The 15519-nt window shown below is 60.3% G+C and carries 12 protein-coding genes; 3 read left to right on the plus strand and 9 right to left on the minus strand.

Annotation, left to right across the window (positions count from 1 at the left end):
• Position 1: 1 nt before the first annotated feature.
• From NKI08_RS14915 to NKI08_RS14935, 5 genes are all read right to left on the minus strand, one after another.
• Positions 2-1900 (minus strand): ABC transporter substrate-binding protein, encoded by a 1899-nt coding sequence (locus NKI08_RS14915; RefSeq protein WP_352770384.1) that lies wholly within the window; start codon positions 1898-1900, stop codon positions 2-4.
• Positions 1897-3792, minus strand: coding sequence for an ABC transporter ATP-binding protein (locus tag NKI08_RS14920; RefSeq protein ID WP_352770386.1), 1896 nt, complete (start codon positions 3790-3792; stop codon positions 1897-1899). The genes NKI08_RS14915 and NKI08_RS14920 overlap by 4 nt, the downstream gene beginning before the upstream one ends.
• 149 nt (positions 3793-3941) lie before the next feature.
• Entirely contained in the window at positions 3942-5282 is a 1341-nt protein-coding gene (locus tag NKI08_RS14925; protein ID WP_352684409.1) for an adenylate/guanylate cyclase domain-containing protein, read from the minus strand.
• Positions 5283-5333: 51 nt separating this feature from the next.
• Entirely contained in the window at positions 5334-6677 is a 1344-nt protein-coding gene (locus tag NKI08_RS14930; protein WP_352770388.1) for a nucleotide sugar dehydrogenase, read from the minus strand.
• A gap of 104 nt (positions 6678-6781) precedes the next feature.
• Positions 6782-7960 (minus strand): DUF3095 domain-containing protein, encoded by a 1179-nt coding sequence (locus NKI08_RS14935; RefSeq protein ID WP_352470891.1) that lies wholly within the window; start codon positions 7958-7960, stop codon positions 6782-6784.
• 74 nt (positions 7961-8034) lie between these two features.
• On the opposite strand from NKI08_RS14935, the gene NKI08_RS14940 reads away from it, so the two are divergent.
• Both NKI08_RS14940 and NKI08_RS14945 read left to right on the plus strand, forming a co-directional pair.
• Positions 8035-9123 (plus strand): glycosyltransferase family 4 protein, encoded by a 1089-nt coding sequence (locus NKI08_RS14940; RefSeq protein WP_352770390.1) that lies wholly within the window; start codon positions 8035-8037, stop codon positions 9121-9123.
• A complete protein-coding gene (locus NKI08_RS14945; RefSeq protein ID WP_352770393.1) occupies positions 9120-9944 on the plus strand; it encodes a polysaccharide deacetylase family protein in 825 nt (274 codons plus the stop codon). The genes NKI08_RS14940 and NKI08_RS14945 overlap by 4 nt, the downstream gene beginning before the upstream one ends.
• A 1-nt stretch (position 9945) precedes the next feature.
• On the opposite strand, the gene NKI08_RS14950 is transcribed toward NKI08_RS14945, so the two are convergent.
• From NKI08_RS14950 to NKI08_RS14965, 4 genes are all read right to left on the minus strand, one after another.
• A complete protein-coding gene (locus NKI08_RS14950; protein ID WP_352770395.1) occupies positions 9946-10800 on the minus strand; it encodes an MBL fold metallo-hydrolase in 855 nt (284 codons plus the stop codon).
• Between the two features lie 122 nt (positions 10801-10922).
• Entirely contained in the window at positions 10923-11372 is a 450-nt protein-coding gene (locus NKI08_RS14955; RefSeq protein ID WP_023675957.1) for a cyclic nucleotide-binding domain-containing protein, read from the minus strand.
• 157 nt (positions 11373-11529) lie between these two features.
• Positions 11530-14244 (minus strand): ABC transporter transmembrane domain-containing protein, encoded by a 2715-nt coding sequence (locus NKI08_RS14960; RefSeq protein ID WP_352770398.1) that lies wholly within the window; start codon positions 14242-14244, stop codon positions 11530-11532.
• A 17-nt stretch (positions 14245-14261) separates the two neighbouring features.
• On the minus strand, positions 14262-14582 hold the full coding sequence (locus tag NKI08_RS14965) for a hypothetical protein (RefSeq protein ID WP_352491729.1): 321 nt from the start codon (positions 14580-14582) through the stop codon (positions 14262-14264).
• A 130-nt stretch (positions 14583-14712) separates the two neighbouring features.
• Between NKI08_RS14965 and NKI08_RS14970 the strand changes: the two genes are divergently transcribed.
• Complete coding sequence (locus NKI08_RS14970; protein WP_352770469.1) at positions 14713-15381, plus strand: class I SAM-dependent methyltransferase; 669 nt, start codon at positions 14713-14715, stop codon at positions 15379-15381.
• The last annotated feature ends 138 nt before the right edge of the window (positions 15382-15519 follow it).

Raw genomic sequence — 15519 nt, forward strand, 5'->3', positions numbered from 1 at the left:
CTCAGGACTCTCCAAGCCAGAATGTATCCGGCATATAGACACCGAAATAGGCGGTCGGGTCGTAGCCGTAGAGCGCCTTGTCAGGCAGATTGCGCAGCCGCGAGGACGCCAGAATCGGCTGATGCGTTCCGTTTACCGTGCCGATCGAAAACACCTGATCGGTATAGATCGACAGCATTGAATTCCAGATCTCGGCGCGCTCCGTGGCTTCGATCGATGCGTTCCAGCGCTTGAGTAAAGCCATCAACTCGACCACGGGCGGAAGATCGGGCGCTTCGCCGACCTTGCCACGGGACAAGTAGTGAGCACCCCAGAGCGGCCATTGCAGCTGGTCATCGACGGTGGGGGCGAGTTGGTAGGGGTTCATGTCGGCGGTCGGCACGCCATTGTCGATGCCCGACCACATCGACATCATGATCTGGCCACCAAGCGCGCGGCTGCGGAAGATGTCGCGCTGCGAAGTCCGGATGAACAGGGCGATGCCGATCTTGCGCCAGTGATCGGTGATGAGCTCGAGCGCGTCGGTTTCCAGCGTGCTTTCGCCGGCCGTTTCCACTACGAGCTGCGCCGGGCGTCCGTCGGGGAGTATCCGCAGGCCGTCATCGTCACGCGCCTGAAGCCCGACCTCGTCGAGCAGGGCATTGGCCTGGTCGGGATCATGGGCGACCCAGGCTTTCGCGAATTCCGGCCGGTAGAGCGGGCTCTCCGGCAGGACCGTATCGGCACTTTCCTGCGCCAATCCGTAGAACACAGCCAAATTGATCTCGCGCCTGTCCACAGCGAGCGAAAGTGCGCGGCGCACGCGCACGTCACGAAAAAGGCCACGCCACACCTGGTCGGCACAATTCAGATTGGGCAGCAGCGCCAGCCGCGAACCTTGTGTGCGTTTCCAGAGATGCATCTTCACCGGGTAGCGCTTCTCCGCATCCTTCAGGAAGGAGTAATCGGTGAAGTCAATTCCCATGCCTTGCAGGTCGCTCTCGCCCGCACCGGTCTTGGCGGAAATGATCGCCGACGAGCTGACATTCATGACAATCCGGTCGACATAAGGCAGTTGCCGGCCATTCTCGTCTATTCGATGAAAGAACGGGTTCCGCTCGAAGACGAACTGCTCAGCCGGCGGCTTGGTCCGGTTCTGCCAGGGATCGAGCGTCGGCAGTTCCGGGTTCTCCGGGCGATACTGCCGCGACATGCGGATATGCAAGAGCGTCCATTTCTGGGCCCGGTTCTCCTTCATTAGGCCGGCGAGCCGGAATGGATCTTGGTATTTCTTGTGGAACTGCTTGAGATAGGCGGCCGGCAGAACAAGCGATAGGGGCGAAGCAGCGGCGAGCTTGGGCAGGAAGTCGGGATTGGGCGCATCCCAACTATAGCGGACCGTCAACGGATCGACGATCTCGAAGCGTGGCGGCTTGCCGTCCGCCAGCAGGGCCGGGGCGAGCCCGCCTTGCGAAAGCTCATCGTTAAGCCAGACATCTTCCCAGCAATAGCGAAAATCCTCCGACGTCAGCAGGCTACCGTCAGACCATTTATGTCCTTCTCGTATCTTGAAAGTGAAGACACGATCATCCGCTACATCGAAACTTTCGAGAATGTCGGCTTGCAGGTTAAGCTTTTCGTCATAGCCGACCAGGCGAGCGTACCCGTAGATTGTCATCATCCGGATGTCTTTCTGGCTGCCGATGATCGTGCGCAGCGTGCCGCCATATTGGCCGGGCTGCCGGCCCATCGCGGCGAGATTCAACGCGCGAGGGCGCTTGGGCAGGCGTTCGGCGAGTGCCGGCAGCGCTCTGGCCTTCAGCTGCGGCTCAAGAAATTCCGGCTCCAGATCGCCGGCGCGCAACGTGCCCGGCAGAAATGCCGAAGCCATGAGTCCAAGGACGGTGCGCCGGCTGATCAATGGCGTAGCTCGCTGACATCGGCCGAACGTCGGGCCAGCACGAGGTGGCCGCCGCCAAGATCGAGCGGCGACAGCATATCCTCGTCGCCCTCGTCGCGGAATTGCGATCCCCATGCGCTGGTGTCGGAAGCGCCGCTGAGTTTCAGCGTCTTGAAATCCATCGGCCTGTCGAGATCGGGGAAAGGTACTGCGGCGACCAGTGAGCGCGTGTAGGGGTGGACCGGTTTCCTAAGCAGAATTTCGCGCGGCGCGAGCTCGACGATACGCCCGCCGCACATCACCGCGATGCGGTCTGCCATGTAGTCCACCACCGCGAGGTTGTGGGATATGAACAGGTAGGTCAGGCCCAGTTCCTTCTGCAGGTCCTTCAGAAGGTTCAGGATCTGCGCCTGGACAGAGACATCGAGTGCCGAAACCGGCTCGTCGCAGATCAGGAGTTCAGGCCCCAGCGCCAACGCGCGCGCGATGCCGATACGCTGACGCTGCCCGCCGGAGAAACTATGCGGATAACGCTTTATGAAGCGCGGGTCGAGCCCGATTGCCTGCATCAGGCTCTTGACCGTGGCGAGTCGGGACGCGGCATTGCCACGTCGATGGATTTCCAGCGGCTCGCTCAAAATGTTCTCCACCGTCATGCGGGGTGAAAGCGACGAAACCGGATCCTGGAATACCATCTGGATTTTCGCGCGCAGCATGCGCAGGGCGTCTCCCTCGGCTTCCAAGACGTCGATCGGACCATCGCGGCCATTGAAGATCACAGAGCCGCCGGTAGGGGTGACAGCCCGCATGAGGATCTTGCTGACGGTGGTTTTGCCGGAGCCGCTTTCGCCGACAAGACCCAGGCACTCACCCCGCCTGATATCAAAGCTCACGCCGTCCACGGCGCGAACAGAGGTTTGATGATCTCCGCCGAACCATCCGGACTTGCGGATCGTGAAGGTCTTTGTCAGATCGCTGACCGATAGCAGGAGGTCGTTCGGCCCCTTCGATGCCGGCGCCGTCTGCTTGCCGAGCAGGTTCCCGACATTCACCGGCACCTCGCGGAGCGCCTTTAGCCTTTCGCCGGGCTTCAGGTCGAAATGCGGAACGGCTGCCATCAGGCCCTTCAGGTAAGGGTGGCCCGGCCGGCGGAATATCGCCTCCACGGGTCCCGCTTCCATGATCTCGCCATGGTACATGACCACCACCTCGTCGGCGACATTGGCGACTACGCCAAGGTCGTGCGTGATCAGCAGCATCGCCATGTTCAGCTTCGTCTGAAGCTCGCGCAGCAATTGCAGGATTTGCGCCTGGATGGTCACGTCCAACGCCGTCGTCGGCTCGTCGGCAATCAACAGGGCGGGCCGGCAGATAAGCGCCATGGCGATCATGGCGCGTTGACGCAATCCTCCCGAAAGTTCAAAGGGATACATGTCATAGGCGCGCTTGGGGTTGGGAAAGCCGACAAGGCCGAGCATTTCCTCGGTCCGCGCCTTGCGCTCCACCCGGGCCATGGGCGTATGAATCTGCAGGGATTCGCTGACCTGGTTGCCGATCGTATGCAGCGGCGACAGCGATGTCATCGGCTCCTGAAATATCTTGCCGATGCGGCTGCCTCTCAACGCCCGGATTTCGGTTCCGTCACGCGGCATCTGCAGGATATCCTGCGTCGTACCGGGCTTTTTTGGATCGGAAAACAGGATACGGCCGCGAACATGGGCTGTGTTCGGCAAAATGCCCATCACTGCCTGGCTGAGAACCGATTTTCCGGAACCGGACTCGCCCACAAGCGCGGTAACCTTGCCGGGCAGGACGCGAAGATTTGCACGCCTGACAGCATGCAACGGTCCCCCTATAATGGCAAAAGAGATGCCAACATCCTCGATCCGCAGCAGATCAACGCCCAAATTCATTCTCACACCAGCCCCCACTCTGGCACGTCCAGAAGGCGAGACTAACGCATTGCCAGCCTAGAGCAACTTGGATTCGAACAGTCGCCAGTTCCCTGGCGGAACCGGCGACCGGACTGCATACCAAACGCGTTCGGATCAGATCGTGGCGGTTACTGGAGCTTCCTCGGGTCGCCCGCGGACGGCCGCGCGGCATTGCGATGAAGCAGCATGACCTGCTCGGCGTCCGATATGCGGTCGTAAATCGGCTCCAGCGCACCGTCTTCATCGAGTGCGAGAGCACCCGACAAATCGGGTGAAAGCACCGTTAGCTTCTGCCTGATGCCCGCCAGTTCCTCCATGCCGAGCGCCAGCCAGTTGTTGGCGCCGCAATAGCTGGCGAAGTCTTTGCTGGCGAGAACGCTGTGCGGATATTTCTTGGTCAGGGTCTGGAGGCGCTGGACCTCGTTTACAGCCGAGCCGAAGACAGAGAATGTGAGCCGGTCGGTAAGCCCGACATTGCCGAACATCACATTGCCGACATGCAGGCCGATACCATAGTTTATGTCGCTCAATCCCTGCTGCTTTCTGCGCAGATTGAGATCCATCATGCGCGCGGTGGCCTTGTGCGCTGCCGCAAGAGCAGCCTGGCAGGCGATCTCGGACTGTGAACGGTGCCTTGCGCAAGGGTAGACGGCAATGAAGCCATCACCTATGAAACTCATGATCTGCCCGCCCTTGCGATTGAAAGGTGCAGCAGCGGCGTCGAAAAACTGGTTCAGCGTATCGATATAGACTTCGCGGCCGGAGGTTTCGGCAAGTCTTGACGACCCGCGCATGTCGCCCATGACCAGTGCCGCCCGGATTGTATCACCCTCGCCGCGCTTGATCTGGCCTTCGAGCACGCGCCTGCCGGCGTCGCCGCCGAGATAAGTGGTCATCATGTTATCGGCAAGCTTGGTGAGCACCGCCATCTTGGTTGCGATAGCGAGATGGTTCTGGATGCGCAGCAGCGCCGAAATCATGCTGTCGCTGAAGCCTGCAGCACTGTCGGTGGACCAAGACCCGATCATGCCCTGACTGGTGTTGCCGCTGAAGGGATGGACAAAAGCCATGTAATCGGTGACGCCCATCAGCTTGAGGTCATCGAAAACAGGAAATTCCGACGGCACCGACGGGTCGAGCCGGCGCCGCAGATGGTCCAGCTTGTGGCTGAGCAGATGGTAGTATGGGCTGGTCAGGAATCTGTCGGAATGAACGCCGTTCTCCTTGCGGAAGCCTTCCACTTCCAGGCCCTGGCCGCGGAGCCAGGTGAAGCCGAGCGCGTCATAAAGCGGATGAAGCATCGAAAAGCTCAAATGCACCCGCTTCAACGGCAGGCCGGCAGCAGCCAGCCGTTCACAAAAGCCCCTTACCAATGTTTCCAGGTCGTTGCCCGCCAACGCCGATTGGGTCAGCCAATCGGCAACCTTATCCATGAGAATGGCAGAAATTTCTGCTTGCGCTGTGCTCATGCTATCTCGAAATCTCCTTGATCTGCCACAAATTCGCCGGCTCGGACGCCGTCAGGCCTTCACCACCGTCTCTCGGGCTAGCCCGAGGCGGCCAAAAACATTGCGTGTGTCGACGATCAGTAGAGCGTGATCCGCGATCGCCTGATAGTCGATCGCGTCGTGGTCGGTTGCAACGACGACAGCGTCGAAATCCTTCAAGGCCGCCTCGGTCAATTCGACCGAGCGACGCCCCTTGATCGCCATATGCTCCCGTGTGGCCGGGATTTCGGCAACATGCGGATCGTGGAATTCCGCCTTGCCGCCCCATTCCTCGATGAGTTCAATGAGCCGCAATGAGGGGCTTTCGCGGATGTCGGGCACATTCTTCTTATAGGCGAGCCCGATGATGAGAATGCTCGAGCGGCTGAGCGCCTTGCCGCAGCGCCGGTCCAGCGCCTTCGCCAGTTCATCGACCACATGACGCGGCATGGCCGTGTTGATCTCTGCCGCCAGCTCGATGAAGCGGGTCGGCAGTTCGTATTCGCGAGCCTTCCACGTCAGGTAGAAGGGATCGATCGGAACGCAGTGCCCGCCAAGTCCAGGGCCGGGATAGAAAGGCATGTAGCCGAAGGGCTTGGTCTTTGCCGCCTCGATCACCTCCCAGATGTCGATTCCCATCGCACCGAGCACGATCTTCAACTCGTTGACGAGGGCGACGTTGACCGAGCGGAAGATGTTTTCCGTCAGCTTGACCGCCTCGGCGGTCGCCGTGGTGGAAACCGGAACGACGGTCTTGACCACGCCATGGTAGAAAGCCTGCACGAGCGTCGCCGCTTCAATGCCGTCACCTGCCACGACCTTGGGGATCGTCGCGACTTCAAAGCTGCGGTTGCCGGGATCCTCGCGTTCGGGCGAGAAGCCGAGGAAGAAATCTATCCTCGACTGCAAGCCGGTTTTTTCCAGGATGGGCTTGATCACGTCGTCGGTGGTGCCGGGATAGGTGGTCGATTCCAGCACGATCAGCTGGCCGAGACGCAGATGCTTCGCGATGGTGCCTGCGGTGTTCCTGACAAAGGAGAGATCCGGCTCGCGGTGTTTCGTCAGTGGTGTCGGAACGCAGATGATGATGACATCGCAGACGGCCAGTTCGGCAAAATCCGCAGTGGCGCGGAACCGTCCGCTCGCCACCTGGCCGGCAAGGGCTGTCGACGTCACCGCCTCGATGTAGGATTGTCCGTTGTTCAGGCTCTCGACCTTCTGGCCTTCGATGTCGAAGCCGGAAACCGGGAAGCCGGCGCGTGCGATCGCAACCGCCAGCGGCAACCCGACATAGCCCAGTCCGATCACGCCGACTTGCGCGGCGCGCGTCGAAATCCGGGTCAGAAGACGGTCATATATCGATCGTGAGGCGTCCAACAATCTGCTTTCTGTTAATTCGGACAGGCCGTCTGCTTCCATGGTGAGGCTCACCGCTCACAAGAGCCCCGAGGCATATTGCGGGAAATCGATGTCCGCAAGCGTCAGACCGGCACCTTCGCCTTAAGGCTTGCGGCAGCCATCGCATAGCCGCCGGCGGCGCCATCGATGAAATGAACGTGATCGCGCTGCAGCGGCGATGCGACGAGGCATGTCATCAAGGCCGATTTCTGGCGGTGCAGGCCATAGTTGCAGATGCCCGCCTCTTCCGCCTGTTTCAGCCGGTCCTCGATCCGTTGCAACACATCCGCGTCAACGTCGATGGTCATCTTCAAGCCATCGTCGAACTTCCGGAAATCCGAATTGCTGGCCACTTCGCGTTTGTAGATCTTCGGATCGAATCTGCCGATCGTCCAGCCATATCTATCCGTAACAGCCGTAAGAGTCATCAGGAACACTATCCACAGCTTCGACAGCCACCGCCGTCCTGCCGGCGCCGTGGCTCGCGCTTCGATATCGAGGCCGGCGGGCAGCATACTGTAGTCCGGCCCGTTCACCGGCACCGGGTGGCCATCGCGTTCCTGCCTGCCGGCAAGGGCGATGATGTCGGAAACCAGAAACTGAAAACCGCGCAAGTCGCGCGACGCCCCCGGTATGGCTATGATCGAGACGATTTCGCCATGGCGGGCTTCGATCGGGTTCCAGCGGCACGAGAGGCCGGTCAGGTCCGGCCGCGCGCCGGCCGGCGCAGGATCGATGCGGTAGCGCCCCGCTTTCATCTCGGCTTCCGCCCAACTGCCACCACCTCCGGCGAACATGGCATAGAAGACCGCATCGGAGGCCTGGAACCTCGCCACGCGAACGTCGAGGCCTTGCGCTCTTATATCCTTTATCGGCACGATTGCGGCACGCAAGGTCAGGTCCAGTTCGTCCGCCACCCATCTCTGGACAGCCGCCAGCGCGTTGCGGGTGATCTCCAGCGCCGAGCCGGGAAACGCCACGAGCGCACCGTCGCCGCCGAAGACAAAGGGAAGATCTTGCCTACCCAGCGCATTGAGCAGCGCCGAAATGACGCTGGCACCGGCCATATTGACGGTTTTATAGCGCCCCGCCTCGATCGCCTTGGTCGAGCCGACGATGTCTGCGGTGGCCAGCGCCCAGCCATCGGGGAGAGGCCGATAGTTATCGATATCGGCAACGCTTTCGAACTTTGCGAAGACCGGCAGAGAAGCAACAAACGGATCGGACGCGGCAGCTGTTTCCATGAGCATCAGATAGCACATTCCAGTGCTTGAGGGTGAAGTCGATCATGCTTCGAAATTGACTTGCGCAGGCTTTCCGATGATAGGGTCCGGCGATGCGAATTGCCTTCTATGCGCCGCTGAAGTCGCCCAATCATCCCGTTGCCTCCGGCGACCGCCAGATGGCACGGATGCTGGTCAAGGCACTGGAGCATGGAAGGCATAGCGTCGAATTGGCATCCGAATTGCGCTTCTATCTACGCGAACCGGATTCGAAAAGTTTCGATGCGCTCAAGATCGAGGCCCGGGAGGAAGCCGCGCGGCTGGCAAGGCTTTGGGATCGTGACGGCAAGCCCGATCTGTGGTTCACCTATCATCCCTATTACAAGGCACCCGACCTGATCGGGCCCGAACTGGCGTTGGCCTTTGGTGTCCCCTATGTGACAGCGGAAGCCTCCTATTCGAGGCGGCGCAACACCGGTTTGTGGGCCGATACGCAAGCGTTGGTGGCGCGAGCCGTCGAACAGGCGGCGCTGAACATCTGCTTCACGCAAAGGGATCGTCAGGGACTGGCAGATGCGGTACCCGACGCCGCTTTCGGCATGCTTTCGCCCTTCATCGACACATCGCTATTCCGGGAAACGCCGGCACGGGGTTGTCCGTCGCGCCTCGTTACGGTCGCCATGATGCGCCCGGGCGACAAAGTCGAAAGCTATGGCATGCTGGCGCAGGCGCTCGGTTCGATCGGTCACCTGCCCTGGACGATGTCGGTCGTCGGGGACGGACCTGCCCGCGAGGAGATCAAAGCGCAATTCGCCAGCTTGCCCGCCGACCGTATCGAATGGCTTGGCGCGATTGAGCCAGCCGCCGTGCCGGATGTCCTCTACAGTGGGGGAATTTACGTCTGGCCGGGTTTCGGCGAGGCCTATGGCGTTGCCTATCTTGAAGCACAGGCCGCCGGCCTTCCGGTTGTGGCTCAGGACATCGCCGGCGTGCCGGAGGTCGTGCGGGATGGCCAGGCCGGGTTTCTCACCCCGCCGGGCGATGTGGCGGCGTTCGCTTCTGCCATTGAAAGGCTTCTGGCCCGTAACGACGAAAGATCCATCATGGCCGCAGAAGCCAGACGTTTCATCCTCGAAGAACGTTCTATCGGTGCTGCAGCGGCGCGTCTGGCCGAACTTCTTGCGAAGATCCCGGTCTCATGACATCCGATCAGATCTGGCAACCCTTGGTGGAGGAACTGGCGAGCCGGCAATGCGCGGACCGTAAGGCAGAGTTCTGGCTGCGCGACGATGACGCCGTGGATCCGACGCCTGCGCTTGATCGGTTGCTCGACCTCACCGGTGAATTCGCGGTTCCGGTGACTCTGGCCGTCATTCCCGCCCTGACTGACGAGAAGCTTGTCGTTCGGCTTGACGAGGCGCCGCATGCCACGGTCGCCATCCATGGCTGGGCGCACCGAAATCATGCGCCCGAGGGCCAGAAGAAGCAGGAGCTCGGCGCGCATCGGCCACGCGAGGCGGTGCTCGATGATCTGGCTCGCGGGCTGGCGCACGTAACCGGCCTGCACGGCGCACGTGCCGTTCCGATGCTGGTGCCACCCTGGAACAGGATCGACGCCGGCTTGGTATCCGACCTTGGATCGATAGGATTTTCGGCATTGTCGGTCTACGGGCCGCCAATGCCGGCTTCACTTGCGGTCATCAACAGCAATGTCGACATCATGGATTGGCATGGCACGCGCGGGTGCCGCGATCATGGCCTGTTGGTTCAGGCTATCATCGCGCACTTGCAGCATGCATTCGATAGGGGCGAACCGGTGGGCCTGCTCACCCACCATCTCGTACATGATGAATCGGCCTGGCTCTTCCTCGAACGGCTGTTCACAGTCACCGCACAGACTGAAGCCTGCGCATGGCTTCCGATCAGGACATTGATCGGGCGCAGCGCCGGTGGAACAATTCCAGGAAAGTGTGAACGGTTTCCGTCCGGAATTGCGTCAAGACAAAGAGATAGAGGAAAATAGCTCAGCGCTTTTTGCGCAATGAGACTGGAATGTTGAGCGTCTGGCCATCCCGCGCGGCAAAAGCGCCGGTAAACCTGTCCTTGGCCAGTTTCTGGATCTTGTCCAGTTCCTTGTCGGTGCGTGTCGGATCGTGGTGAAACAGCGCAAGCCTCCGCGCACCTGCCGCCTCACAGAGTTTGACGCCCTGTTGCCACGTCGAGTGCCCGTAACCGCGGCGGCGTTCCATTTCCTCCTCGGTGTAGGTGCAATCGTAGATGACGAGGTCGGCATCTTCGATCAGGCCGAGCACCGTCTGATCGAGTTTGTCCGGGTCGTGCTCAGTGTCTGTGATCACCGCCACGACGCCGCCACCCCATTCGACCCGGTAGCCTATGCAGCCGCCCGGATGCATAAGACTGCCGGTTCGGACCACCACCCCTTCGCGCGGGCGAAGCACGTCTCCGGATACGAAATCGCGATAGTCGAGGCTTGCCTTGCAGGCCTCCAATTTCACCGGAAACCACGGCGGCCGCATGAACTCATCGACCATCTGCCGGGTCGTCATGTGTCCTGCAAGATGCCCGGACCAAAGCGTAACCTTGGCGGCCCGGTCATAGATCGGCGCAAAAGACGGCAGCCCGATGATGTGATCGTAATGGCAATGGGTGAAAAGCAGGTCGAAATCGGTCACGCCCAACGCCTGAAGCGCCGCGCCGGCAGGCCGTAGGCCAGAGCCTGCGTCGAACAGAAGCGTATGCTTGCCGCATCGCATCTCGACGCAGATTGAGTTGCCGCCATAGCGAGAGAATTCTGGCCCTGATACCGAAATGCTGCCGCGGACACCCCAAAACCTGACCTGGAAAACGTTGTCGTCCATGCTACCCCTTCGCCCATCATATCCAAACAACTGCTGCTAGGCGAGACAGGCTTTCTCCGGGTGATCTTCTCAGCGAGAGGACAGTGCCGTCACGACGGCGAGGATCGAGCGCACGTCCTTCGTTATTTGGCGCTTCGTGCGTCGATGAGATCCGCGGTCGTATGGCTTAGGCGATCGGCAAGAACCCGCAATATCTCGATGGTCATTTCCGGGAACTCCCTCATAAGCCTCAGGAAATGATCCTTGCGGATTCTCAGGGCTTCCAGCGGACTTGCCGCTCTGACGGTGGCAGTGCGGGAGCTGTTGCACAATATGGCGATCTCGCCAACGATCGAATTTGGCTCCAGTTCGGCAACTTTTATCGGTCCGCTGTCGGAATCGACAAGAATATCCGCCCTGCCTGAAAGGATGACATAGGCGGCGTCTCCCTCGTCGCCCTGCCGGAAAAGGATCTGGCCGGCGCTGTAGCTCACACGATCGGATGTGAACGCAAGCAGCTTGAGCTTTGTCGGCTCGATGGCAGAGAACAAGGGAACGCGTTGCAGCATTCCAACTTCATCCTTGAGCAGCATTGTCGCAAACCTTCCAAAATTCGCGTTTGCCAGACTAGAGCAACGGACGCCCAGATGGAATCAATTCTCTTTCCGGGATGGCGAGACAAACCACGCGAAAGGTGGCGAGCCCGATGTCGTGCACCGGCAGAATGATCCCATCTGAATGTCCGTTGCTCTATGACAACAGTTCCTTGAAGATACCGTTCCCTGCCAAAAGTGTCTCGTGTGTTCCGTCTTCCGCCAATTGACCCGAGTCGAAGACGATAACGCGATCGAACATCATCGCCATTGCCGGATTCGTCACGACCCACACAATTGCCGGCGAATGGCCGTCGCGCCTGGCTTCCTCGAGCACATTTCGCAGCACCTTATCCTGCATGCGCTGGTCGAGCGCCGACAGCGGCCGGTTGAGAATGAGAAAATCGGGACGCTTGAGCAAGGCCCGGGCAACATCGAGCTTCTGTCGCTGTCCACCGGTCAGCCGCCTGCCGCCGGAGCCGACGTTGAAGTCCAGGCCGACATCCAGAAGTTCGCCATAAAGCCCAAGTTCGTCAAGAATGTCATAGACGATGGAGCGTATGCGGTCGGGCGCGTCGGGATGATTGTTGCCCACACGCCCGAACAGGACATTATCCATGACGGTGGCCGCGGCAATGTATTTGGCAGGATCATACCGTTCGACCGCATTGTGCAGCTCGGGCGGCAGGTCTTCATAGAACCGGTTGCGTGCAGCGACGATCTTGCTCATCAGCTCGTCGCTCAGCAGGCCGAAGCGGTGCCGGGGCTCGATGTAGGCAAAGCTCAAGGTGACGATCATGGCGCGATCGTTCTCCGAAACCGCCTCGTAGGGACGGTTCTTGAGCCGTTGCAGCAAGGTTTCGTAGGCGGGTATCTCCTCCGCGCTCATGAAGGCGAGCTGCTGGAAGAACTGGTGATCGGGCGGCAGGTCGGCAAACAGCTCGATCGCCTGTTTGGCGATCTCCAAGCCCATTTCGTAGAGCGTTCGGTCGAGGCCGGCTTGCCTCAGCACGGAAGCAAAATAGGGATTGGCCGCCAGGGCCCTGTCGGCCAGTTCAGGGCCGGCGGCAGCGCCGAAGAGCAGGTTTTGGCCGATCGTTGCTTCCTTGTTGTAGGCGCCCGGTTCGAAAGGAACCACCAGTCCGCTCAGCCCCTCTTGTTCCAGCCGGGTCCGCAGCGCCGCACGCAGTTCGACGATCCGCCTGGCAAGCTCCGTGTGACGCGTGAGGTCGGCCGAAGAGCGCAAGCCGAGATCCAGAATGTCACGCGACAGAACAACCGCGTCGAGCACCCGGCGCACGGCTTCAAAGAGGTCGTGCGGGCCGGTAGCGCCAGCGGAAGCATAGTTGATCCAGTCGCTGTGGATATCAAGATCCGGATTGCCCGACCGGCGCGCCTCGTGAATGTTCCAGCGTTGCTGATCTGCCGCAGCACCGTCATAAGGCACCGATGTCAGCGGCGCATGCTTCAACCCGTAGAGCAGGTTGTCGCGGAGGCTTGCCTGGAACAGGAAAACATCCGACGAGGCATACGACATGCGCCGGCCGGTTACTGCTTCGGGGAGTTCAAGCAGGTCGTCGGTGCCCGAAGCGACCCTTCCGCTGTCCGGCCAGGTCAGCCGCGCGAAGGCTTCTGCAAGCGCCTCCGCTCCACCTGTTGCGGTACTGACCAGTGCCACCGTCTCACCCGGCTTGACCTGGAGGGAGATACGGTTGAGGAGCATTGCACCACCATCGTCTGCTACGGACAGATTGATCGCCGACAGCGGCTTGGTCATCGGATCGGGATCGTCGATCGTCAATGCCCCGATTTTCGGCGCGATGAGACCTTCGACGGTGAACTGTTCAACGACCTGTTGATATTTGACCTGGACATCCTGCCGATCCTGATCCCAGTCGATCAGTTCCTTCATCGGTCCGGGCAGGTCCTTGTAGGCGCCGATCACGGCCACGAGCTGGCCGACGTCCAGCCGCCCCTCAAGGACCAGATACCCGCCGATCATGTAGAACAGAAAGGGCGTGAGCTGCGCGAGAAAATTGTTGAGGAACTTCACCATGAATTTCCATTGGTAAAGATCGAAGCGGATCTTGAAGATGAGCCCGAGCCGGGCAGCTATGTCGGCGCGCTCGTAGTTTGATGTATCGTGGACGTGAACCGCGCCGATGCCGTCGACGATTTCGCCAACCCGGCCCGAAAGCGCGCGCGCCGTCAACTGCCGTTGGCGCCCGAGCACGATCAGCCGCCGCCGCATTCGCGGGATGAGCACGATCTGGATCGCCACGATCACGACCGCTATCATTCCGAGCCAGACGTTCTGGATCATGATGAACAGCATGGCCGTCAGCGCTTGGCCGCCGAGCAGTACCGGCTGCAGGAAGGCGTCGCCGATGAAGCCGCCCAGCGGCTCCACCTCGTCCTTCACCATGGTCGCCACTTCGGCGGATTTCACCCGCTTGAAATAAACCGGCGGAAAACGCAGCACACGGTCGACCAGATCGAAGCGGATACGCCGCAGCATGCGTTCGCCGAGGCGGCCCTTGTAGGTGTTGATGTAGAATTTGAACAGGCCGTTGATGACGACTAGCAAGAGGAACACAAGGCTCAGGGCAAACAGGGTCTCCTTGCGGTCGAGCTGAAAACCGGAGAAGAACTGGACCTCTCCAACGAACGGCAGGTTATAGTGTAGCCTCATGAATGGCTGGGTCGCGCCCGGTTGCTCGAAGCCGCGACCTTGGATCGGTCCGTTGACGATCAGCTTCGGCAGGTCGAAGGACATGAAATACGGGATCATCGAAAGCACGACGATCATCAATATCCAGAGTTGCTGCTTCTTGGTGTGCGTCCAGATATAGCGGGCTAGGCTGGCTTCCATATGCGACTGTGGACCCTTCAGTTGGAAGGATGCAGGATGTAAAAGCACCTGCTGGCGAATGGCGTATCGGCAATTTCTTCATCGCCAACGACAAGCTCGAAGCTGCTGTGCACGGACATTGTCCTGCGCTCAACGATGCAAGAAACCTGCGAGGCGGCGCGATCCAGTTCCGACGCATGGTCGATGGCATCGACATGGGCATTGTTGATCGGCGAAGACAGCGGCTGGCCAAACGGTCCGCGGCTTTCGTAGGGCTTTGGCGAACAGCCGAGCGGCACGAGGCCGCAGCTGCGCGGCTGGTGCTGGCGGATGGACGCCGATGATCCGGACAGATGCAACAGGCTCTCTCCGGCACCGGGCAATAGCCAAGCGGCTTGCAGCATGATCACGTCCGCGGAATCAAACAGTCTTGCGGGAGGCAAGATTGCGTTGTGTCGCCCAAAATCCCAACATACAAGACGAATTATGATGGATGTCACGCAACCACGCAATGCCATGGACTGGCACGAGCAAGCCTTGGACCTCACGCGGGGAATTGCTGCTTATGTCAAGTGCCCTCTCGTGGCAGGGCTGGCGCGGGTCGTCGCCAAGCATCCGAAGGCCGATATCGCCAACGCCTTCAACCACAAGCAGGTCGCCTGCAAGATGTGGGCGCTCGACAGGCTATTCGAAAGCGGCGGCCGCCGCTTCGGGCGCATATGGGTTCTGGGTGGATGGTACGGCGTATTGCCGGCAATGCTTTTCAACGACGCCCGCTTCGACATCGCGGCGGTCGATAGTATCGACATCGATCCCGAAGTCGCGCCGGTCGCCCGGACCCTCAACCGGGAAGCCGGCGACCGGTTCCGGGCGCTGACGGCAGATATGTACGCACTCGACTATGCGGCCGGGCGGCCCGATCTGATGATCAATACGAGCTGCGAACACATAGCCGATCTGCGCGCCTGGCTTGCTCTGCTTCCGCCGGGCACGAATGTACTGCTGCAATCGAACGATTATTTCAGCGAGCCGACGCACATCAACTGCGTGGCTTCGCTTGCAGCCTTCGAGGAAATGGCGGCGCTGCGGGAGGTGCGGTTCTCCGGCGAACTGCCGACAAAAAATTATACGCGCTTCATGCTGATTGGAACTGTTTAATGCATTTCGCCCAAAAGCGCGTAGCGGTTTGGGACAACGACACGCATAAAAACAGGACTTGAAGCGCGTCGCACGAATCTCACCAGGCGCGACGCGCGTTAGAGCATTTGCAGGAAAGTGTGGAAACGGCTTTCCGTC

It is taken from the genome of Mesorhizobium sp. M0768 (genome assembly GCF_040320195.1).
In the GTDB taxonomy this organism is placed as follows: Bacteria; Pseudomonadota; Alphaproteobacteria; order Rhizobiales; family Rhizobiaceae; genus Mesorhizobium.

Coding starts and splice junctions, on each gene's coding strand:
- NKI08_RS14920 (WP_352770386.1), bottom strand. CDS start 3,792: ATGAATTTGGGCGTTGATCTGCTGCGGATCGAGGATGTTGGCATCTCT.
- NKI08_RS14925 (WP_352684409.1), bottom strand. CDS start 5,282: ATGAGCACAGCGCAAGCAGAAATTTCTGCCATTCTCATGGATAAGGTT.
- NKI08_RS14935 (WP_352470891.1), bottom strand. CDS start 7,960: ATGTGCTATCTGATGCTCATGGAAACAGCTGCCGCGTCCGATCCGTTT.
- NKI08_RS14940 (WP_352770390.1), top strand. CDS start 8,035: ATGCGAATTGCCTTCTATGCGCCGCTGAAGTCGCCCAATCATCCCGTT.
- NKI08_RS14945 (WP_352770393.1), top strand. CDS start 9,120: ATGACATCCGATCAGATCTGGCAACCCTTGGTGGAGGAACTGGCGAGC.
- NKI08_RS14950 (WP_352770395.1), bottom strand. CDS start 10,800: ATGGACGACAACGTTTTCCAGGTCAGGTTTTGGGGTGTCCGCGGCAGC.
- NKI08_RS14955 (WP_023675957.1), bottom strand. CDS start 11,372: ATGCTGCTCAAGGATGAAGTTGGAATGCTGCAACGCGTTCCCTTGTTC.
- NKI08_RS14960 (WP_352770398.1), bottom strand. CDS start 14,244: ATGGAAGCCAGCCTAGCCCGCTATATCTGGACGCACACCAAGAAGCAG.
- NKI08_RS14970 (WP_352770469.1), top strand. CDS start 14,713: ATGGATGTCACGCAACCACGCAATGCCATGGACTGGCACGAGCAAGCC.